Origin of the sequence: Streptomyces luteolifulvus, from assembly GCF_008806595.1 — a bacterium.
In the GTDB taxonomy this organism is placed as follows: Bacteria; Actinomycetota; Actinomycetes; order Streptomycetales; family Streptomycetaceae; genus Streptomyces; species Streptomyces luteolifulvus.
Genome location: NZ_VZRB01000019.1, coordinates 16,102 through 36,375, shown reverse-complemented (window position 1 = coordinate 36,375; position 20,274 = coordinate 16,102). Strand labels below are relative to the sequence as shown.

The window sequence follows — 20,274 nt, the reverse complement described above, 5'->3', positions numbered from 1 at the left end:
TCACACGGCAGGGGATGAGGGACGGACGGGACGCGTGCCTCATTTGACGGCTCCCAGGGACAGGCCGCGCACGAGCTTGTCCTGAGCAGCCCAGCCGGCGATGAGGACCGGCACGGACACCAGCGTGGCCGCGGCGCACAGCCGGGCCAGGAAGAGACCCTCGCTGGTGATGAAACCGACGAGGAACACGGGGGCGGTGGAGGCATTGGTGGCCGTGAGGTTGACGGCGAAGAGGAACTCGTTCCAGCTGAAGATGAAGCAGATCAGCGCGGTGGCGGCGAGTCCGGGCATGGCGACGGGTGCAACAACGCGCAGCAGCACGGTGGGCAGCCCGGCGCCGTCGACCTCGGCGGCCTCCAGGATCTCCTTGGGTACCTCGGCGAGGAAGGAACGCATCATCCACACCGCGATCGGCAGATTCATGGCGGTGTAGAGGAGGATGAGCGTCCAAACGTTGTCCAGCATCCCGGCGTCCTTGACGATCAGGTACACAGGCAGCAGTGCCGCGATCGCCGGGAGGAACTTCGTCGACAGGAAGAAGAACATCACGTCGGTCCACTTCTCGACCGGCTTGATGGACAGCGCGTAGGCCGCTGGCACCGCGAGGACCAGCACGAGGAGCGTCGACAGCACGCTCGCCATGGCCGAGTTGACAAGGTACGGGGTGATGTCCCGGCCCAGCAGCAACTCGTACTGGTCCAGGGTGAAGGGCGCGAGAGGGCTGGGCGGGTTGGTGGCGGCGTCGGCCTCCTGGTGGAAGGAGGTGAGCACCATCCACGCCACCGGGGCGAAGAAGGCCAAGGTGGCCAGCCAGGCGACGAAGGTCCACACAGGTGTCAGCCGCGGCGAGCCCGCGTGATCCTCCTTGCGCCGGAAGAACTTCCTGAACCCCGCCCCTGGGGCGGCGGCTGTTGCATGGGTGATCATCGCGAGACCTCCTCGCGGAACAGGGACGCGATGGTGCGCAGTGCGAAAGTGGCGATGACGATGGAGCCGATCACCACGACGACACCGGCGGCGGCCGCCTCGCCGTACTCGTACTTGCGGAACATGGTCAGGTAGATCTCGTAGGGAAGGTTGGTGGTCCGCGAGCCGGGACCGCCCTGGGTGATCGTGAAGACCGCGTCGAAGGTCTGCACGATGTAGATGGTTCCGAGCAGGACGCCCAGCTCGATGTACTGCCGCAGGTGGGGCAAGGTGATGTGGCGGAAGGTCTGCAGTGCCGAGGCGCCGTCGACCCGGGCGGCCTCCAGCACGTCGCCGGGCTGCGCCTGGAGCCCCGCCAGCAGGATGAGCATCATGAACGGCGTCCACTGCCACACCAGCGCGATGACGACGGCCGGCATCGCCGAGTTCGACACCCAGTCGACGGTGGGGCCGTTCTCGGCCCCGAAGAGGCGGTAGACGGCGTTGAGGGTGCCGTTGAGGAGACCGTAGTCGGGGTTGTAGATGGCGTGCTTCCACAGCAGCGCCGCCGCAACGGGCATGACCAGGAACGGCGTGATGAGCAGGGTGCGGGCCAGACCCCGGCCTAGGAACCGGCGGTCGAGCAGGAGCGCGAGACCCAAACCCAGCACCACGCTGATGATCACCACTGAGGCAGTGAGCACGATGGTGTTCAGCACCGCCGTGCGCAGCCGTTCGTCGGTGAAGACGGCGGCGTAGTTGGACAGGCCGGTGAAGTGCCTCTCGCCCGGCTTGAGGATGTTCCACTGGAGGGTGGAGATGACGAGTGTGGCCACTATCGGCAACTGCGTCACCACGACCGTGAAGATCAGCGCCGGCAGCAGCGGAAGGCGCCGCCGCCACTTGTGCACCGTTTCACGTCTGCCCGGCCGGTGTGGAGGGGGTCTGCGCAGCGCGTGGCGCGCTGGAGTGAGCGTGGTCATGAGAATTTCCTTGAGCCAGGATGTGAGGCCGAGACCGGGGAAGGAAGCGGTGCCCGACCGGCCTTGGGGCCGACCGGGCCAAGGGACGTCACTGGTAGTTCTTGGCGACTTCCTCCGCGAGCTTCTGGCCGTTCTCCAGAGCCTGGTCGACGCTGGTCTTGCCGGCGATGGCCGCGGATATCTCCTGCGTTACCTTGGTTCCCAGATCCTGGAACTCGGGGACGGCTACGAACTGGACGCCCACCGTGGGCCGCTGCTGCACACCGGGCGAAGTCGGGTTCGCCTGCTGGATGGACTTCAGGGTGATGTCTCCGAACGCTGCGGCTGCCTTCTTGTACTCGAAGATCTCGTAGGTGCTGGCCCGCTTTCCTGCGGGAACACGCGACCAGCCCATCTTCTCGCCGACGAGCTTTTCGTAGTCCTTGCTGGAGGCCCACAGCATGAACTTCGAGGCGGCGTCGGCCTTCTTGGTGGTCTTCGGCATCGCCCACGCCCAGGACCACAGCCAGCCGGAGCTGTCCGTCTTCTCCACCGGTGCGTACGCGTAACCGACCTTGCCCGCGACCTTGCTGGTCTTCGGATCCTCCAACGAGCCCGCCGCGCTGGTCGCGTCGTACCACATCGCGACCTTGCCCTGACTCATCGCGTTCAGGCACTCGGTGAACCCGGCCTGCGGCGCACCCGCCTCACCGTGCTTCCTGACCAGGTCGACGTAGAAGTTGGTCGCCTTCTTGAACTCCGGGCTGTTGACCTGCGCCTTCCAGTCCTTGGTGAACCAGGTGCCGCCGAAGGTGTTGACCACGGTCGTCAGCGGCGCTCCGAGTTCGCCCCAGCCGGGCAGGCCGCGCAGACAGATGCCCTTCATACCGGGACGCGCTCCGTCGACCTTGGCGGCGATGTCGGCGACCTGCTGCCAGGTCGGCCGCGAGGGCACATCGATGCCCTTCTCCGCCATGACCTCCTTGTTGTACATGAGGAAAGACGACTCACCGTAGAACGGCAGCGCGTAGAGCTTGCCATCGGCGCCCGACAGCGACTGCCCCATCGGCTGCAGCAGGTCACCCTTGTCGAAGCCGGTGTCCTTCTCGGCGTAGGAGCTCAGCTCGTGCAGCCAGCCGTTCTTGTTCCAGATGGGCACCTCATAGGCGCCGATGGTGGCCACGTCGTACTGTCCGGCCTGGGTGGCGATGTCCTGGGTGACCTTGTCGCGCAGCTCGTTCTCGGGAAGGATCGTGAAGTTCACCTTGATACCGGTGTCCTTGGTGAAGCTGTCCTCCGTCAGCTTCGCGATGTCCTCCATCTGCGGATTGCCGACCATCAGCACATTGATGCTCTTGCCGCCGTCGGCGGACCCGCCCGCTCCGGCACCCGAACACGCGGTCGCCAGGAGAGCGGTGGCTGCTGCGCCTGCGATGAGGGCGTATCTGGTCGATGGCATGCGGGGACCTCTCGTGCGGGTGGAGACGGGGGTGCGGCGGCTGCTCAGCGGCCGCTGCGGCGATGACGGAATTATTAGCAGAGCACGGGCGCATTGTTAACACACAATGCGAGAACAACTCTGAGAATCTATCGAGATGTGGGCCAGGACCCAGGTCCCGCCGTCGTGGTGACGCAGGTCGACGCGGATAGAGAGAGCGCGGACGATGTCCAGGCCGCGGCCGTGCTCATCGGGGTCGCCATCCGCGGATCGTGCGGGCCCGGGAGCAGGATCGCCGTGATCGCTCACGACGATGCGCAACATGCCCGGATCGAGAAGCAGGCACAGCGTCATCTCGCTGCACCCGTGCCGGGCCGCGTTGGCGGCGAGCTCCCCCACGATCAGAACGGCCGAGTCGCGCTCGTCACCGGACAGGCGCCAGCAGGTGAACTGGTCGGCGGCGACGGCGCGCAGGCGCCCGACGAGAGCCTCTTGCGCCGGAAGGGTGAACTGGGCCCGGGCCGAACAAGGCGGGGCCGGGCCTCTCTGTCCGGGAAGTACGGCATCGGTCCACGGTGCAGTGGGCGAAGGTCCGAGGGGGGTCATGGCATAGGGGAACATGACTGGGGCTTTCGGGCTCACGGGTGGAACGCGGTGCCACTGTCGTACGTGGCGGGTGACCGGTTACGGGTCGTACACGGGATGGGGGCTCGCGAGGCCGCTATGGGTCCCTGTCTACGCCCCTTCCGGCGATATCTCAATAAATAGGCATAGAAAATCTCAATTTTTCTGTTAAAAGATCTCAGTCGGGTGGGGCGAGGTGGTCACAGATCGGCCCGAGGGCCGTCAGCGCCTCCAGATGGACCTGGTACGCCTCCTCCAGCACGGCGACCCGGTCGGCGTGCGGCTCATGGAGTCTGAGGACGGCGGTACCCGCGCGTGGATCTTCGATGCCGTCGAGCAGTCCCACGCCACAGGCCGCGATCAGTGCCGCTCCGCGGGCCGCGCTCTCCGCCACGTCGGTCACCACGATCGGACGGCCCAGCGCATCGGCGAACATCTGGCTCCAGACCGGGCTGTGCGCCGCACCGCCGGTCAGCCGGGCCGGCCCGGTGATCACCAACCGCGAGCACAGCGCGTCGACGTGCCAGCGGTGGTTGAGGACGACGCCTTCCATCAGCGCCCGCAGCAGGTGGCCGCGGTCGTGCCAGCCGCGCATCCCGAGGAACGTCCCGGACATGGGCTGCGGGTGGGGCGAGCCGTAGACGAACGGGTGGAACAACACCTCCGACGGTCCGGTCAGATGTGCCTGCACCTCCCGTCCGATCGCCTCGAGGACTCCGCCCGGATGCTCGGCCGACGCACCCGTCACCCGCAGGAACCACTCCAGGTTCGCCACCGACGCGGGCGAGGTGGACATCGTCATCCACTGCCCCGGGCGGACAAACCTGCGGACCTGCCAGCGGGGATCGACGATGGGACGCTCACTGACCACCTGGTTGATGCTGAACGTCCCGGCAATCAGGCACAGTTCGCCGGGAACCGTGCCGCCGATGCCGATCGCGGCCGCGTCGACGTCATGCGCGCCGGTGACGACGGGAGTGCCGGCGGTCAGCCCGGTGGCCGCCGCGGCCTCACCGGTGACTGTTCCGCTGATTGCATCGCAGGGCAGGACCGGCGGCAGCTTGTCGGCGAGCACGCCGAGGCGGTACAGGTCGAGCAGTTCCGCCGAGTATCCGCACCTGTGCATGTCCGTGAACGAGGCGCTCGCGTCCGTGGGATCGGTGGCCACCGCCCCCGTCAGTCTCAGGCGCAGCCAGTCCTTGCACGCCAGCAGCCAGCGGGCCCGCTCCAGCGCCTCCGGCTCGTGGCGTTCGAGCCAGGCCAGCAGGGCGGCCGGGGAACCGGCAAAGGGAACCGTGCCCGACAGCACGAGGGCACGGGACCAGACCGACGTGCTGCGCCACGCCTCCAGTACCGGCCCGGCACGTGTGTCCATCGCCACGATCGCGGCCCGCACCGGGCGGCCCCGTGCGTCGACGGCGTACAGGCCGTCGCCGTGCCCGGTGAGACCTACGGCGGCGACGGCCCGCCCGGCGCCGGGGCCGGCCGCGGTGAGACATGCCTCGACGGCCCGGAACGCCGTCCGCCACACATCGTCCATGTCCCGTTCCACCCAGCGCGGGTGAGGTGTGTTCAGCGGTAGCGTGTCGCTTCCCTGTGCCACCTGGCGACCGGCGGCATCGAAGAGCACGGCTTTGGTCGTGGTGTGTCCCGCATCGACGCCGAGCACCAGGTCACGCGCCATCGCTCACACCCACCCCAGCTCACGTGCGTTGACCGCGGCTGCGCACCGGCCGGTCACCTTCAGTTCGGCGACGGCCTCAGCGACGAGTCGGACCGAACGCAGCGTCGTGGTGGCCGTGTCGCCCGCGAAATGAGTGGTGAACGTGACGTTGTCCAGCCGGCGCCAGGGACTGTCCGCGGGCAGGGGCTCCTGATCGTGCACGTCGAGCCCGGCCCCGGCGATGCGGCGCGTCTCCAAAGCCTCGTACAGCGCGCGAGTGTCCACCAGACGGCTGCGTGCGGTGTTGACGAAGTAGGAGGTCGGCTTCATCAGCGCGAAGTGCCGGGCGCCGATGAACCGCTCCGTCAGTGAGGTGAGCCGGGCGAAGAGCTGCACGAAGTCGGCCTCCCGGAAGACCGAGTCCAGGTCCTCGGCCCGCACGGCGCCGTGCCGCGCCAGGACGTCATCGGGAACGTAGGGGTCGTACGCCAGCAAACGCGGACCGAAGCCCCGCAACCGCTCCGCGAATGCGCGCCCCACGTGCCCCATGCCGATCAGACCCACGGTGCTGTCGCCGATCTCGCGGCGGGACGGGCCGAAGTCCTTCCGCCACCCGCCGGCCTTGACCAACGCGTCCGCCCGGGCGATGTCCCGCGCCTCCGCGAGCATCAGTCCGACGGCGAGCTCGGCGACGGCCGAGGCGTTGCGGCCGAACACAGGCACCACGGCCACGCCGCGTGCGGTCGCGGCGGTGACGTCGACGTTCTCCAGCCCCGTGCGTGCCACGCACACGGCCCGCAGTTCCGGGGCGGCGCGGAGCACGGCAGAGGGGACCGGAGCGAAGTGCACCGCCAATACCTCGGCCTCTCCGACCGCGTCCACGATCTCGTCGGGCAACGCAACCGCCTCGGGCCCGCGCCACTCCATGATCTGCTGTGCCTCGTGCTGCTCGGCCTTGGTACCCCGCCAGTCGACGCTGCTGACCAGGCCGAACTGCGGACCGCAGACCTCCGCAAGGGCGTCGGCGTAGGACTCGGCAGGGATGAAACGATCACCGACGATCAGAACGCGCACTGCGGTCTCCTCGTCCGCCGAGCCCGTTCGGGCCCGGCTGGTCCGCGGGTGACCTGGCCGGCCGCCCATACAACAGTGCGCGGTCGGGCGCGAGTCTTCCAGCGGGGACGGTCGTCGGGCAGCGGAAGTACTCCAGGTGCCGCCGGGCCACCTGGGAGATCAACCTGGTCTGCGATTACGACTGCGAGGTGTCACCTCGGACACATGCCGCTTCGAGGGTTCGACTGAGCTTGATTCTGTCGGGGACCTTGGAGTTTCGCGGTGCGGCAGCATGGTCAACAGGCATGCTCGGGTAGTTCCGTTGACCGATGTAGCTGTCGAGGCGCCCGTTGTCCCTCCGTCCCCGTTCCGGTGACCAAGTCTCGCCTCTGACTGCGCAGGTCGCGCGGGCGAGTAACCCGGGTGGTACGACGGCGATATGGGTGCGTGACCGGCTGGATGGGCTGTGGTGCGACGAGGACTTCGCCGACTGGTATCCGCGGGACGGGCGTCCGGGTCTCTCCTGACCGAGACCTGTGCTCCCGACGGCCCCAACGTGATCACGGACGTGGCCACCACCGCGGCCACCACCACGTTCCACCACCCACGACAGCCAGGTCACGCCCGCGGCTCGCGGCTGCGGCAGCGTGCGCTCCGGCTGCGACTGACCGTCGCGCCGCCCGGTCCGCATGCAGGTCGCGCACAGTCGTGCGCCCGGGGACCGCGGGTCCTCGCGCGCATCGCCGGGGCAATCTCGGTTTGGAGCATTGACCGCCCTTCACCCTGAGCCTACGTTGACGACGCCTTGAGAGCGCTCTCAGAGAGGTTGCGCATGAGATTCCGTAGACGATTGGCGTTTGTGTCGGCGGCCTCCTTGGCCGCCACCGGGCTGGCGGCCACCGTAGGCAGCGGTGTCGCTTCCGCCGCCCCCATCGAGGTGGGCAAGGGAAGTTACAGCGATGTCCGGCCCGCAGGCCGGCAGGGCCCGTCGAACAATGGCGGCCAGGGGGTCAAGCCGAAGGTCACTCCCGTCATGGCGGACAAGGCGGTGCCGACCAACGACTGGTGGTCCTCGCTGATCTTCCAGCGGTTCTCCAGCAACCCGTGGTCGGAGAACATGTACGGGCATCCCCTCACCTACAAGGCGGTGTCCGGCGGCCTGGAGGTCGGCTACCCGACCGCTCACCAGATCGTGGGCGGTGGCCGGCAGTACGAGTTCCCGCACAAGGCCGACCTCACCCTCGGCCTTGCGGGCCTCAACTCGCCCGACGCCAAGGCGGACGGCTGGAGCGACTGGACCGTCACCCCGTACTGGAACGACGGTGCGCACACCCTGCGGGCGACCATCGGCCACGGCCTGCCGTACGTCTACGCGGAAGGCACCGGTGGCGCGGCGCAGATCAGCGCGGCAGCCCCGCCAACCGTCTTTGCCGACCACGGCAATGTCCTCGGCGTCACCGTCTCCGGCCACCACTACGCGCTGTTCGCCCCGAGCAGCAGCGACTGGACCGTCTCCGGCAGCGAGATCCGGGCCGACCTCGGCTCCACGGACTACTTCTCCCTGGCAGTCCTTCCCAGCAAGGACGCGCTCGCCGACTACCAGAAGTACGCCTTCAGCTTCGTGACCGGCTCCAAGGTCAACTGGGACTACCTGGAGGGCGACGGCAAGGTCAAGGCGACCTACACGCTCACCACGGAGGCGAAGGAGGGCAATGAAACCGGCACCTTGCAGGCGCTCTACCGCCACCAGTGGCTGCACAGCTCCGACGAACTCACCGGCTACAGCTACGTCTCCTCGCGCGGCGAGATGAAGGTCCGCGAGGGCAAGTCGTTCACCACCACGCAGAAGGTGAACGGCGTTCTGCCGGGGCTGCCGAGCGCCCCGGGAGTAGACAGGGCGAAGCTCAGGACGTACATCAACGACGTGCTGACGCATGGCGATCCGTTCAGCGGTGCCGTCGACAGCTACTGGACCGGAAAGGCCCTGGGCAAGCTCGCCCAGCTCGTGCCGATCGCGGACCAGATCGGTGAGACCGCGAACCGCGACAGGCTCCTCGACCTGATCAAGGGACGCATGGAGGAGTGGTTCGCCGTCGGCGGCCCGTCGGAGTTCTCCTACGACAAGGACTGGCGCACTCTCATCGGCTACCCGGCCTCCTACGGCAGCGACCAGGAGCTCAACGACCACCACTTCCACTACTCGTACTACGTGATGGGCGCCGCGATCGTGGCGCAGTACGACCCGCAGTGGGCCGCCGACTCCGAATGGGGCGGCATGGTCAAGGAACTCATCAGGGACGCCGCCAACCCGGCCAGGGACGACGAGAAGTATCCGTTCCTGCGCGGTTTCGACGTCTACGCCGGCCACAGCTGGGCTGCCGGTCACGAGTCCTTCGCCGCGGGCAACAACCAGGAGTCATCCTCGGAGTCGATCAACCTCAGTGCTGGCCTCATCATGTGGGGCTCGGCCGTGGGCGACAAGGCGCTGCGCGACCAGGGCGTCTACATGATGATGACCGAGTCGGAGTCGATCGCGCAGTACTGGTTCGACGCCGAACAGCAGGTCTACCCCGAGGACTTCACCCACGATGTCGTGGGCATGGTCTGGAGCAGCGGTGGTGCCTACGCCACCTGGTGGACCGCAAACCCCGAGGAGATCCACGGCATCAACTTCCTCCCGGTGACCGGTGGTTCGCTGCACCTTGCCCGGGAGAAGACCATGCTGCGCCGCAGCGTTGCCGAGATGGAGAAAGAGAACGGCGGCCCGGCCCTCGAGTGGCGCGACATCTTCTGGGAGGTCCAGGCGCTCTACGACCCGGCCAAGGCCATGCAGTACTGGAACCAGTGGGACGGCAGCTACGTCCCCGAAGCCGGCGAGACCAAGGCCCACACTTACCACTGGGTCGCCACGATGAGCTCCATCGGCGCGCCGGACATGACCGTCACGGCCAACACGCCGACGGCCGCGGTCTTCGACAAGAACGGCACCAGGACGTACGCGGCGCACAACTACGGCGCCGAGGAGTGCTCGGTCCTCTTCTCCGACGGCGCGGTGCTCAACGTCCCGGCGAAGTCGACCGCGTCCGGAGCAGGTGACGACGCCAGGCTCGAGACGCTGTGCGGTGCCGCAGGCGGCGGTGGAGAACCGCCGCCTGCCGACGAGAAGCCCTCCGCCCCCGGCACCCCGGCCGCGACCGGCGTCACCGACACCTCCGTCAAGCTGACCTGGGATGCCGCGACCGACGACAAGGGTGTGAAGAACTACGACGTCTTCCGCGGCACCGCGAAGGTCACCACCGTCACCGGGACGACGCACACCGACACCGGGCTGACCCCCGGCACCGAGTACACCTACAGCGTCAAGGCCCGCGACACCGCCGGCCAGGTCGGCCCGGCCAGCGGCACCGTGACCGTCACCACCACCGGCAACCCGCCCCCGCCGTACGTCACAGGCGACACGTTCTACCCGAGGCCGGGCGGAGAACTCGCCACTCAGGCCGCCTCGACTGGCACGTCCGACACCATCCCCTCCGCCGGCGGCACCAACAACGACGGCACACCGAAGAACCCGCTTGTGTACGAGGTGAAGAACGTCAAGGGCACCCTGAAGCCGGGTTCCAGCACGGCCTTCACCTTCAGGGTGGACGCCGGCACCAACGTCGGGTACGCCCAGCAAGCCCGGGTCTCGTACGATCTGACCGGCGACGGCACCTTCGACCGTGTCGAAGCGTTCCGCTACTTCGCTACCGACCCAATATCCGGCTGGGAGGAGTACTCCTCGGCACGGCAGGGAGTGCACTCCGCCTCGGGCACCCTGGGTGACCTGAACGGCGGCACCGTCCGCGTCGAGGTCTGGAGCGCACTGGGCAACGGCCCGTCCACCCTTCAGGTGGCCACGGGCTCCGTCCTCACCATCCCGTTCACCTGATCAGGAGGCCGGACTCCGTCGCGGTGGGCGCCCTCCGCCCACCGGGACGAGGTCGTCTGCCGGACCGTGTGTGACGAACTGGCAGCGCACCATGGCTGCATGCTGCCTGAGCGGCACGCTCCGTACGACGGCACAGCTCCAACGACCGCAACGCCGCCTGCTGCACCATCAGCACCCGGGCAAAGCCGGACTTCGCCATCGCCCCCAGCGCCACCGGAACCGCCCCAGCCCCCGGGCGCGGCATCTCCCTGTCCAGAGGCAGCTGAACTCCCGCAACCGCATCCCCGTCGTCACCGCCAGGTCCGCCGCCACCATGTTCCGCAGCCGCCCCGCTCACCGAAAACCCGGATTAGCACTGCCGTCCGGGAGATCACCCCCGAGACCAACCCGGTGCAGCATCACGTACTGCGCCCACGACAGATGCCGCACATCCAGATCGGCAGCCTCTCCCCACGACAAGGCATCCCATCCACGGCGACGCCGAGCGTACGGTCGCCGCTCCAGCAGACCCGCACCGACCGCCCAGTCATAGAACCAGTTGATCGCTGTACGGTTGCGCCGCCACGTCGCCAGCCCGACCGGAACCGGAGCCAACTCGTACGCCACCGCCGAAAGGCACCAGATCCGCCCTCGGTCGCGACAACAGATCCGACGGCGGATCCAGCACCCGAGCTAGGATCCAATCCACGGGCGACCATGCCGCTCTAGCATCGCTACCGCAACAGCCGCATCCCGTCCCCGGACGCGCCACCAGCCCTTACCACCTGCGGTTCGGGGAGTGAGTCAGCCCAACCCCGAGGTCGCGCACCGGGTCCACGCGGCACCGCTCGGCTGTACGTACCGTCTCTTCCAGCAGCTTCCGGCCGTGGTCCGGTGCCACGCCCGCGATGCGTTCGGCGATCTCCTCCATCGCGGCCAGGTCCTTGAGGTAGCGCTCGCCGGAATCGAGGCGGCCCCGGCCAAGGGGATCGGACGCAAGAGCCGCGCGGCGTCCAGTATGTCGGCGAGCCGGCACTGCTCCGGGTAGGCGTAGAGCACGGCATTGGTCAGCACCACGGGGATGGAGAGGCGGTCGCCGAGGGCCAGGGTATGGGCGGCCAGGCGCAGCGAGCCCGCGGCGAGACCAGGCATGCCGTACGACACCGATTCCAGCCGCAGTCCGGAGCCGCTGGAGAATTGACTCTGCCGGACACTGCAGCTGGACCGGTCCACCGTGCGCCGCTTCGCCCGCGCCACCAGCATCGACGAGCTGCTGGTCAAGGCGACGAAACGTCCTGGACGAGTACATGCCCCCATTCCACCAACGGTGGAACGAGGGCTGTCGCAACAGTGCCCAGCTCCACCAGGAGATCGTCGCCTTGGGCTTCACGGGAAGCGTCCAGACTGTCCGCCGCTACCTCCGCCCGTTCAAGACCACCACCGCCGGGCCACCCGCGCCGCCCGGCTCCACGGCCCCGCCGCATCGTCCGCTGGATCATGACCGACCCCGGAAACCTGACCCTCGATGATGCCGCCGATCTCATGAGACCCGGACCCCTGCCCCGAACTCGACGCCGTCACTTACCACGTCCGCGACTTCGCCGCCACGATGCGCGACCTGCGGGGCTACCAACCGCCCGCCTGGACGGACCGCGTCCTCGCCGACGACCTGCCCGCCCTGCACTCCCTCGCCAACGGACTGAGCCGCGACATCAACGCCGTCACCGCCAGGCTCTCCACCCCTGGAGCTCCCGCCAGGTCGAAGGGCAGGCCACAAGGACGAAACGACTCAAAAGACAAGGATATGGACGAGTCAACCTCGACTTCCTCCGCAAACGCATACTCCTCACGCCCTGACCCGACAGCGTCACAAGATCAGCGCCAGAGCCGAATTTCGTGATCGCCGACAGGGGGCGCCTTGCGGCACGGCAGAATGGACGCACGACCGAAGCGAGAGGCCCCTATGCCAGAAGACCCGATCAGCCAGGAGATGGCCCGCATCCTCAATGAAAAGCTCCAGCGGGTGATCGACAAGCAGACGGAGCACACCATCGCCCTGGCCAATCACACCGCGTCCCTGGACCGGCTGGAGAAGGGTCAGGAGGAGCTGAAGGAGATGCTGCGCCGACTCCTCGGTCGTGACCAGGCCGATGGCGGCTGACAGCGGACGCGCACCCGCCTGAAAGCAGGGGGTCCAGCCAGACGGGCGGACCTCCTGTTACCTGTCTGCCGGGCTACGCCGACGTCTGCGCCGCCCACTCCAGCCTGAGGCCGGCCAGCTGCTGGAGCTTGTCGGCGGTGAGCTTCGCGAGGCGGCTCTTGCTGTTGCTCAGGAATACCCCGAGCCGGACCTCGGTGCCGTCCCGCAAATCGTCGATGTGGGATCGACTGATGGGCCCTACAGAGCCTGTGCGGGCCTTACGACCTCGGAGGAAATTGATATCCGGGTGTGCTGGCCTGGCGGTTCGGCTGGTGGTGATCAGCAGACGGTGTCGCGGACGAGGACGAGTTCGGTGCTCGTCTGTCGGCGGGTAGCCCGTTGGGCGGATCGGTCGGACACGAGACCGGCGATCGCGAGGTGGGGTCTCGGCGTAGGTGTCGCGCCGTCCGATGAACCTACGCAGGGGTGCCCACTGGCGGAGCTCGGCGTTGGTGTGCTCGACGCAGATCCGGGCCGAGGACTGGCGGCGCCTTGCCTCCTGCCAGGCGTACTTGTCGCCATCGCACGCCTCGTCCGCGGGTTTCTTCGGTGGTGCGCTGACATGGTCGGGGAACTCCTTGGCCAGCCCCTGGTACCCGGAGTCGACCCGGGCCCTGACCGTGGTACGAGTCCGGAACTGCTCGGCGATGCCCTCGGTGCGCAGGGCGGTCTGATCGTGCATGCGACCCGGTCGGACCGCGTCGGACAGCAGCATGCCGCCCTGGCCATCGCTGAACGTGGTGGTCTTGATGGTGTTCTGCCTGCGCTTGCCGGAAACGAATGCCCGGCGGCCCGGGCGGCCCGCCTGAGGGCGGCGGACCTGGGTCTCGGCCCCGTCCATCCGCAGCTCGACGCCCTCGGCCTCGGCATAGGCAAAGACGTCCGCCAGGGTCTTCAGCCGCAGTCCCGCGCGGTCGGGTACGGCGAACCCGCGGGCCGCGAGAAGCGGACGGACCTGACGGACGGCCTCGGAGACGGTGGAGCGGTCCACGGCGAAGAGCTCGGCGAGGACCGCGTGCGGCAACTGGTGGCGCAGATGGACCAGGGTGACCAGCAGCCGGTCGAACAAGACCAGCTTCGGTTTGCGCCCAGCCCCTTCCAGCCGCTCGGGTGACGTCCCTGGCGCGTGCGGCGGAGCCATGCTGTGTGACGGCACCTTCCGCGGATCGATCGTCGTCCCCATGCCGTCTTCGTAGCCCCGCACCGGCACCCGTCGGCCCTCTGCGCAGGCATCACCGGCGGTCTGCCTCTACGGTGGTCGAGGAAGTGCCGCGCCCAGTCGGGCGGAAGTTGCAGGGAGGCGTCATGGAGGAGCACTTCGTCTGGGTCACGACGCGTCACCTTCGGCCGGGCACCTTGGAGGGCTTCGAGAGGGCGTGGCAGCCGGCCACACCTCCAGAGGGCATGCGTCGCGCTTTCGCGTACTGGTCCGAGGATGGACGGGAGATCACCGGGGTGTCGTTCTGGGACTCCAAGGATGCATGCGACTCCTGGCGAGCCTCCGATCCGGAGGCGCAGCGGCGTGCGGCCATGGCTCCATACGTCCTGGAGGAGCGGGAAGGCTTCTACCGCGGTCGTGAACTGGCCATCCCTCACCACTCATAGTCGGAGCGAGCAGGACCCGTCTCCGCCGCGCGCCGTCGAGTTCGTGTCAGTGCTGGTACAGGCCCACGAGCGTGCTGTCGGCCAGTTCGCGCTGCTCCACGCTTTCGTGGACCTGCTCGGTCGGGGCTGTCCAGCTTGAGCGGGGGCACTCGGGACTCACGCCGAAGCGGTCCTCACCGTCCTCGGCAAGACGATCTCCGGCGTAGACGTGAACAAACGCCTCAGCGCGCTCCCAGCCGGCTACGCCGAACTCTTCGGTCACGCCGAAACTGGCCTGACAGGCTCATGAGGCGCAGGCCCCTCACGGAGAGGTGACTCAGGTGTCACTGGGTGATGGAACGTATGCATTCGGACCGCCGACCGGCAGCCTGATGATCAGGACCAGCCGGTCGGGGCTGGGCCGGAGGGCAGGACACGACCTCTTGATCGAGGTCACCCGTTGGGCCGGGAACGCCGTGGTCGTCACCGGCGACCCCGGGAAGTCGTCGGTGACCGTGACGGTCGAGACCAGGTCGCTGGCTGTTCGGGAGGGGACCGGAGGGCTCAAACCCCTCACCGACGTCGACCGGGCTGAGATCAAGCGGACGCTGGAGAGTGAGCAACTGATGCACACGGCGGAGTGGCCCACCATCACCTTCCGCTCCACCAGCGTAACGGGAACGCCCGATGAGTTCGAGATCACCGGCGACCTGACCATCAAGGGCCGGACCCATCCAGCCACCGTGTACGGCAGCAGCGATGGCGACGGCCAGGTGTGCGGCTGGACCACGGTCACCCAGTCCACCTGGGGGATCAAGCCGTACACCGCCTTTCTGGGCGCGCTGAAGGTGGCCGACGATGTCCGGATCGAGTACGCGGTGACCGACTCTCGACCGTTGCCCGGGGCCGGGTGAGGGGCCTGGCGGAGGCCGATTCGTCAGGGGCTGCCGTCGGCGTGTGGGTGCCGATCGTGGAACTTGACGTCGCAGTCGACCGCGCACGCTCTGCCTGACCGTAGGCCGTAGGTTGCCTACTGACTTCGGCTCGTCGGGGTGAACCTTCGTGAAGTCCCTGATGGGCTTGGTGTGGTGGCTGTATCCCGTGGTGTGTGAGGTATGCGGATGGGGGCGGGCTGACCGCTGCGGGACGGCGGCGCCGGCGGGTGAGCCAGTCGTTGAGGTCGCTGCCGCGCCACTCGGTCATCATCCGGGCGAAGGCTCGCACGCAGTCGGCAACGGCGTCCAGTTCGGGGCAGTGGGCGAGGAATTGCTTCAGCTTGTTTTTTATGGTTTGCGAGCTTTGAGTTGATTACGTTCGGCGATGCTCTCGGGGCGTCTGGTCGTCTTGCCCACGTCGTAACGGATGGTGGGTCGCCGGTTCTTCGAGCCAGGTGGGCGTCCTGGGCCGGGAGTTGATGGTTTGGGTGCTCGGGCCGGACTGTGCAGGTGAGGTCGGAGGTTCCTGAACCCCCGGCGGACGCGGGCCGGGGTGAGCCGGGCGGGATCGGCCCGCTTCTCCCAGGGGCGGCGGAGGTCGGCCGCGGCCTCGCGGGTGAGCCGGAGCTGGGTATGCGCCGCGATCACGAGCCACGTCCACCGGTCCGCGGCCTCGGGGCTGCGGAGCTTGGGACGGGTCCAGCCGAGCGTCTGCTTTACAAAACGGAAAGTATGTTCAAGATCGAATCTGCGGAGGAACGCCTGCCACCGCAGGTCGACGGCTGTGCTGGTCATGCCGGTCTTGGAGGACCACAGCCAGACGGGCAGTGGGTCACCTCCGCCCGGCAGGTGGTCCACCTGGAGCCGGATCAGTGTGCCCTCGATGACGGGGAGTTCACCGTCGTGGTCGATCCACGCGCTGCGGGTGGTGAGCCGGGGGTGGATGCGGTCCCAGGCCATCGCTTGAGCTGTGCCGTAGCGGTCGGTGACCTGCACGGTCGCCACGTTTGGCTCGCCCCACGTGTCGGGCCTGGCGAAGCGGAACTCCTTGCCGTGCTTGGGCGGCCGGCCGCCCTGGGGATAGGACAGGGCGTACTGCTTGAGCGAGGGTGCCGGCCGCCGCATGACACGGTCCGAGCGCATACGCCCGAGGACCTCGATGGGAAGGCCGTCGAGGAGGTAGGCCATGCGCGGGGCGTCGTAGCCGGCGTCGAAGACGACCACGATGTCCGGGTCGCCGTCCTCCCACTGCCCCTGGCCGATCAGGTCGGTGACAACGCGGCGGACCTGACGGGCGGTGACCTCGGCAACATCGTCGTCGGGGCCGAACCGGACCGCGTCGAGCAGTTGGCACCACGACGTCCGCCCGGACTCCAGCGCGGCGACGAACGAATAGGGCCAGCCGGGGATGAACTGGTCACTGGAACGTCCCGAGCGTCCGTAGACGTGACAGAACAGCCGGTCCGGGCTGCACGGCGCGTCCGGCCGCAGCCAGTTGCTCACGTCGACCGCCAGGACGAGCCGGTTGTCGGCGGCCTTGGGCTGCGGCAGCATCGCCAGGGCCTTGCGCAGCCTGTCCACGTCGATGCGGCCCTGGTTGAGCGCGTCGTACAACGCGCCGTGCCCACGCCGGTGCTCGGCCACCAGCGTCAGATCGACCGGCGAGGTCACCGGGCCGTCCTCGCAGAGCATCGCGTCGCACAGCTCGAACAGCGTGTCACCGCGCCGGGTCAGACATGTGTAGAGGTCCTCCCGAAAGTGGGACGTGAAGTCGAACGCCTCGTGCCGGGCATCGTGATGCAGCAGAATCACCCCTGCGGCCTTCGTATGAGTGCGGTTCTGTGACGGAACGCATGCTCATACGGGGGCCGTCCGCCTGTCCCGCGAATGCCCAGGTGAGTGAGCTTGTGCGACGCGCTGTTCGAGACCAGCAGGAGAGGGTGCGCCACGGTCAGTCGCGGAGGGCAACTTCGCTGGGGCCGTTGAACGGGGCGAGGGAGGTCACTGTCCGCGGCGTCCGCAGCCCGTGGTTCTCCGCGAAGAGCTTCCGCGTCGCGCTGTAGGTCACCTCGCCGACGGTCATCTCCGCGGCCCTGTCGTACAGCGTGCGGATGGTGTCCGTCATCTCCCCGTCGCTGCTGGCCCCGACCCCCCATACATCCCAGAGGAGTGTCTCGACCTTGTTGAGTGCTGCGAGGTCGAGCCGGACGTTCCCCGCCACGAACCACTCCCCGACCAGGGGGCCGTGTGGCAGCGGGAGCCCGTATGACTTCGGATCGGCCTCGCCCGCGCGGATCTGCTGCCAGGCGTCACCGGCGACCTGGAACCGGTCGCGTGGGACGTCCATGGAGTCGAAGCCCACCTTGTGACTCTCCACGACGAGAGGGTCTGCCAGCTCGGGGTCGGCGAGCAGCACGTCCGTGCAGGATGGTGTGGCGCAAGGCGTAGTAGGCACTCTCGTGCTCCCAACGCTCGTGATACAGGTGCACGAGGCGGTCGGCGGGGTAGCGGCGGGCGTCCAGGAGCGTGGTCAGCAGACGGTAAGAGCCCTCGAAGTTGCTGCCATCGGTGCAGGTGATACTCACCTGGGCTTCGATGATGCGCACGGGACGCCGCCGATGACCGAGAGATAGGAGGAGTCGGCGAGAGTTTGAAGGACTGGTGGGCGGCGGCGCTGGCGGATGCGGCCCAGGACCTGTGCGCCGGTGGCGTGCGCGGCGGTGAGGTGGTGCAACAGCCTGGTGGCGTAGGAGGTTTCGCCCTCCCGGGTGGGGCCGAAGACCGCCGCGATGACGGCTCGGGTGCCGGTCTCGACCAGCGTCATCAGCTCGACCTGGGGATACCCGCCGTGCGGGCACCGCCCCAGCCAGCCCCGGTTGCGTTCGCTGTCAGGCACCTTGATCGAGCTGCAGCCGTCGAACGACACCGTCCGATACGGGCCGAACCGCACCCCCGGCATGGTTGGCCGAGCCAACGGCCCGGCCAACACCTCGAACAACGCACGCACCGGCGCGCTGCCGAGTCGGCGGCGCAGGTCACGGAGTGCCTTCGTGCTCGGGCGGACAACCGGCATCCCCGACAGGCCGGCCGTCAGCTTGGCCCACACGAGCCCATAGCCGACCTCGGGGAACATGCACGTCGCCAGCAGAAAGTAGACCCCGACCCGTGAGGGAAGATCCCGCAGCCGCCGCTGCACGGTCCGCGTCTCCGACAAGACGGCATCGACCAGCTCGAACGGCACGACCGGCGTCAGCTCTCCCAGATGGCCCGGCGCGAACCGACTCGCGGCCACAGTGACCGTACGGGTGATGGTCGCCAGCGGCGACGGCAGGACACAATGACCGGGCAACGGAGCTCCTTCGGGAACAAGCTGTCTTGGCTCGACTGCCTGTACCAACGAGCTCCGTTGCTGCATGTCAGGACTTCCTCAACTCCCTTGCGTGACCTGCAAAAAACGCTAACTACCCGGCCTTGGGGGAAGGCCCTAGCCGCCCACTTATCAGGGCAGATCACCTCGCGGTTGTGGTTCGGATTGCGGCCGTGCTGGTTCTTATCCGCGGCAGGAAGAAAGAACAGCGGCTTGTTGGCTGCCTTGCTACCGGGTGGTTAGGCAGCTTGGCCTGGATCAGCCATGCGTGCGCCACGGCCGGCGGCGTCTTGGCGAAGTTCATCACCCACGTCGGGATGTACTTGTAGAAGGTGCAACCCGGCGTGTCGGAGGAAATCTTGTCGCAGCGGATCTGCGCACCATCGGTTTGCCAACGCATCGCGGCCGGGTTCGCCACCGGCGAGTAGGCGGTGATCTTCGTGGACAGGTCCAGTGTGTCCGCCTTGTTCGCCGCGTTCCAGGTGTGGTCGATCTTCCCAACCGAGGAGTGTGAGAACGGATCCGCACCCGTCCACTCCAGCGCCCCGTCCCACGACTGCGGACCGTTGGAGCACCGGTCGGCGAGGAGGCAGTCGAACTGCACATTGAGCGTCACCGACCCGAACTTCGCGTCGATCGCCACCGGCACGAGGACGAGTTGTTGTGTGAACGTTGTCGAGGTCCCCGACAGCTTCACCTCTTGGCCGACGGCCCATGAGGCGTTCAGGATCTCGCCGGTGGGCCTGCCGTCCTTGATGACCCTGCCCTCGTACTCGTAGTTGAAGCTACCGATGCACGCCTCATAGCGCTTGATGTGCGGCGGGGTGAAGCCGGAGATGGTCGTGACCGACAACGCCTCGTACTCGACATGGCCTTCGGCCTGTACAAGATGCTTGGCTTCCGCTTCGCCCCGCGCTTCCGGGACCTGGACGACCAGCGGTTCTGGCGTGCGGACCTGCCCGACGGGGACGGCCCGCTCAAGCGGATCGCCACGCACTGGCCGGACATGCTCCGCGTCGCCGGCTCGCTCATCACCAACCAGGTCCGCGCCTACGACCTGCTGCGGATGTTCGGTGAGGGCCACCCCACCCCGCTGGGGGCCGCGTTCGCCGAGTACGGCCGCATCGACAAGACCATGCACCTGCTCGCCCTGGTCGACCCGGTCGACGACACCTACCGCCCGCTGATGAACCGGCAACTCACCGTGCAGGAGTCCCGCCACCGCCTGGCCCGCGCGATCTGCCAACGGCGGCCGGGGCCAGATTCGCCAGACGTACCGCGAGGGCCAGGAGGACCAGCTCGCCGCCCTCGGCCTGGTCCTCAACGCCGTCGTCCTGTGGAACACCCGCTACCTCGACGCAGCCGTCGCCCAGCTCCGCGCCGGGGACCACGACATCAAGGACGAGGACGTCGCCCGCCTCTCCCCGCTCAAGGACCGGCACATCCACTTCCTGGGCCGCTACCTCTTCAACATCAAGGCGAGTAGCCCCGGGCAGGGCCTGCGGCCCTTCCGGGACCCGGACGCCATCGAGGACGACGAGGACGAAGCCTGAGAACCTGATGTGGATGCCCTGCGCATGAAAGCCGTCTGTGGTCTGGCCGCGGTGCGACGCTCGTGCAGTGAGCCCGCGGCTT

The 20,274-nt window shown here is 67.9% G+C and carries 18 protein-coding genes and 1 pseudogene; 6 read left to right on the top strand and 13 right to left on the bottom strand.

Annotated features, from left to right (window positions below; all coding sequences use genetic code 11):
- Positions 1-39: 39 nt before the first annotated feature.
- The 6 genes from F7R91_RS25090 to F7R91_RS25065 all read right to left on the bottom strand — a co-directional run bounded on the left by F7R91_RS25090 (position 40) and on the right by F7R91_RS25065 (position 6,667).
- Complete coding sequence (locus F7R91_RS25090) at positions 40-927, bottom strand: carbohydrate ABC transporter permease (RefSeq protein ID WP_150951421.1); 888 nt, start codon at positions 925-927, stop codon at positions 40-42.
- Positions 924-1,889, bottom strand: a complete 966-nt coding sequence (locus F7R91_RS25085; RefSeq protein ID WP_150951419.1) for a carbohydrate ABC transporter permease — start codon at positions 1,887-1,889, stop codon at positions 924-926. Before F7R91_RS25085 ends, F7R91_RS25090 begins: the two co-directional genes overlap by 4 nt.
- A gap of 88 nt (positions 1,890-1,977) precedes the next feature.
- Positions 1,978-3,327: an ABC transporter substrate-binding protein gene (locus F7R91_RS25080; RefSeq protein ID WP_150951418.1), complete on the bottom strand. Its 1,350-nt coding sequence runs from the start codon at positions 3,325-3,327 to the stop codon at positions 1,978-1,980.
- A gap of 96 nt (positions 3,328-3,423) precedes the next feature.
- On the bottom strand, positions 3,424-3,927 hold the full coding sequence (locus tag F7R91_RS25075) for an ATP-binding protein (protein WP_225320764.1): 504 nt from the start codon (positions 3,925-3,927) through the stop codon (positions 3,424-3,426).
- A gap of 181 nt (positions 3,928-4,108) precedes the next feature.
- Positions 4,109-5,614 carry an FGGY-family carbohydrate kinase gene (locus F7R91_RS25070; protein ID WP_150951415.1) on the bottom strand — a complete coding sequence of 502 codons (1,506 nt, stop codon included), beginning with the start codon at positions 5,612-5,614 and terminating at the stop codon, positions 4,109-4,111.
- 3 nt (positions 5,615-5,617) lie between these two features.
- A complete protein-coding gene (locus F7R91_RS25065; protein ID WP_150951414.1) occupies positions 5,618-6,667 on the bottom strand; it encodes a 2-hydroxyacid dehydrogenase in 1,050 nt (349 codons plus the stop codon).
- A gap of 811 nt (positions 6,668-7,478) precedes the next feature.
- Between F7R91_RS25065 and F7R91_RS25055 the strand changes: the two genes are divergently transcribed.
- A complete protein-coding gene (locus tag F7R91_RS25055) occupies positions 7,479-10,574 on the top strand; it encodes a glycosyl hydrolase (RefSeq protein WP_150951412.1) in 3,096 nt (1,031 codons plus the stop codon).
- A gap of 333 nt (positions 10,575-10,907) precedes the next feature.
- Here F7R91_RS25055 and F7R91_RS42910 read toward each other — a convergent pair whose 3' ends face one another.
- A complete protein-coding gene (locus F7R91_RS42910; protein ID WP_150951410.1) occupies positions 10,908-11,180 on the bottom strand; it encodes a hypothetical protein in 273 nt (90 codons plus the stop codon).
- Positions 11,181-11,352: 172 nt separating this feature from the next.
- Here F7R91_RS42910 and F7R91_RS44065 point away from each other — a divergent pair, with 172 nt between their 5' ends.
- Positions 11,353-11,601: a hypothetical protein gene (locus tag F7R91_RS44065; protein WP_191971621.1), complete on the top strand. Its 249-nt coding sequence runs from the start codon at positions 11,353-11,355 to the stop codon at positions 11,599-11,601.
- A 915-nt stretch (positions 11,602-12,516) separates the two neighbouring features.
- Entirely contained in the window at positions 12,517-12,714 is a 198-nt protein-coding gene (locus tag F7R91_RS25040; protein ID WP_150951408.1) for a hypothetical protein, read from the top strand.
- A gap of 73 nt (positions 12,715-12,787) precedes the next feature.
- Here F7R91_RS25040 and F7R91_RS25030 read toward each other — a convergent pair whose 3' ends face one another.
- Positions 12,788-13,894, bottom strand: coding sequence for a transposase family protein (locus F7R91_RS25030; protein ID WP_331000610.1), 1,107 nt, complete (start codon positions 13,892-13,894; stop codon positions 12,788-12,790).
- Between the two features lie 164 nt (positions 13,895-14,058).
- Here F7R91_RS25030 and F7R91_RS25025 point away from each other — a divergent pair, with 164 nt between their 5' ends.
- On the top strand, positions 14,059-14,358 hold the full coding sequence (locus tag F7R91_RS25025; protein WP_150951406.1) for a hypothetical protein: 300 nt from the start codon (positions 14,059-14,061) through the stop codon (positions 14,356-14,358).
- Positions 14,359-14,404: 46 nt separating this feature from the next.
- Here F7R91_RS25025 and F7R91_RS25020 read toward each other — a convergent pair whose 3' ends face one another.
- Positions 14,405-14,620: a hypothetical protein gene (locus tag F7R91_RS25020; protein ID WP_150951404.1), complete on the bottom strand. Its 216-nt coding sequence runs from the start codon at positions 14,618-14,620 to the stop codon at positions 14,405-14,407.
- A 109-nt stretch (positions 14,621-14,729) separates the two neighbouring features.
- Here F7R91_RS25020 and F7R91_RS25015 point away from each other — a divergent pair, with 109 nt between their 5' ends.
- The gene (locus tag F7R91_RS25015) at positions 14,730-15,251 is read left to right on the top strand and encodes a YceI family protein (RefSeq protein ID WP_150951402.1); all 522 of its coding nucleotides are present in this window, start codon (positions 14,730-14,732) and stop codon (positions 15,249-15,251) included.
- A gap of 369 nt (positions 15,252-15,620) precedes the next feature.
- Here the strand turns inward: F7R91_RS25015 and F7R91_RS25010 are convergent, their stop codons facing one another.
- The 4 genes from F7R91_RS25010 to F7R91_RS24995 all read right to left on the bottom strand — a co-directional run bounded on the left by F7R91_RS25010 (position 15,621) and on the right by F7R91_RS24995 (position 19,492).
- Complete coding sequence (locus F7R91_RS25010; protein ID WP_331000615.1) at positions 15,621-17,078, bottom strand: NF041680 family putative transposase; 1,458 nt, start codon at positions 17,076-17,078, stop codon at positions 15,621-15,623.
- 145 nt (positions 17,079-17,223) lie between these two features.
- Entirely contained in the window at positions 17,224-17,688 is a 465-nt protein-coding gene (locus tag F7R91_RS25005) for a hypothetical protein (RefSeq protein WP_150951398.1), read from the bottom strand.
- 165 nt (positions 17,689-17,853) lie between these two features.
- Entirely contained in the window at positions 17,854-18,621 is a 768-nt protein-coding gene (locus F7R91_RS25000) for a transposase domain-containing protein (RefSeq protein ID WP_191971620.1), read from the bottom strand.
- A gap of 160 nt (positions 18,622-18,781) precedes the next feature.
- Entirely contained in the window at positions 18,782-19,492 is a 711-nt protein-coding gene (locus F7R91_RS24995; RefSeq protein ID WP_150951394.1) for a hypothetical protein, read from the bottom strand.
- On the opposite strand from F7R91_RS24995, the pseudogene F7R91_RS24990 reads away from it, so the two are divergent.
- A pseudogene (locus F7R91_RS24990) lies at positions 19,458-20,192 on the top strand (Tn3 family transposase); the annotation flags it as partial. The gene F7R91_RS24995 and the pseudogene F7R91_RS24990 overlap by 35 nt on opposite strands.
- Positions 20,193-20,274 lie beyond the last annotated feature (82 nt).

What these genes read in the sequence shown, in the direction of transcription:
- F7R91_RS25090 (WP_150951421.1), bottom strand. Translation starts at nt 927, where the DNA reads ATGATCACCCATGCAACAGCCGCCGCCCCAGGGGCGGGGTTCAGGAAG.
- F7R91_RS25085 (WP_150951419.1), bottom strand. Translation starts at nt 1,889, where the DNA reads ATGACCACGCTCACTCCAGCGCGCCACGCGCTGCGCAGACCCCCTCCA.
- F7R91_RS25080 (WP_150951418.1), bottom strand. Translation starts at nt 3,327, where the DNA reads ATGCCATCGACCAGATACGCCCTCATCGCAGGCGCAGCAGCCACCGCT.
- F7R91_RS25075 (WP_225320764.1), bottom strand. Translation starts at nt 3,927, where the DNA reads ATGTTCCCCTATGCCATGACCCCCCTCGGACCTTCGCCCACTGCACCG.
- F7R91_RS25070 (WP_150951415.1), bottom strand. Translation starts at nt 5,614, where the DNA reads ATGGCGCGTGACCTGGTGCTCGGCGTCGATGCGGGACACACCACGACC.
- F7R91_RS25055 (WP_150951412.1), top strand. Translation starts at nt 7,479, where the DNA reads ATGAGATTCCGTAGACGATTGGCGTTTGTGTCGGCGGCCTCCTTGGCC.
- F7R91_RS25040 (WP_150951408.1), top strand. Translation starts at nt 12,517, where the DNA reads ATGCCAGAAGACCCGATCAGCCAGGAGATGGCCCGCATCCTCAATGAA.
- F7R91_RS25030 (WP_331000610.1), bottom strand. Translation starts at nt 13,894, where the DNA reads ATGGCTCCGCCGCACGCGCCAGGGACGTCACCCGAGCGGCTGGAAGGG.
- F7R91_RS25025 (WP_150951406.1), top strand. Translation starts at nt 14,059, where the DNA reads ATGGAGGAGCACTTCGTCTGGGTCACGACGCGTCACCTTCGGCCGGGC.
- F7R91_RS25015 (WP_150951402.1), top strand. Translation starts at nt 14,730, where the DNA reads ATGATCAGGACCAGCCGGTCGGGGCTGGGCCGGAGGGCAGGACACGAC.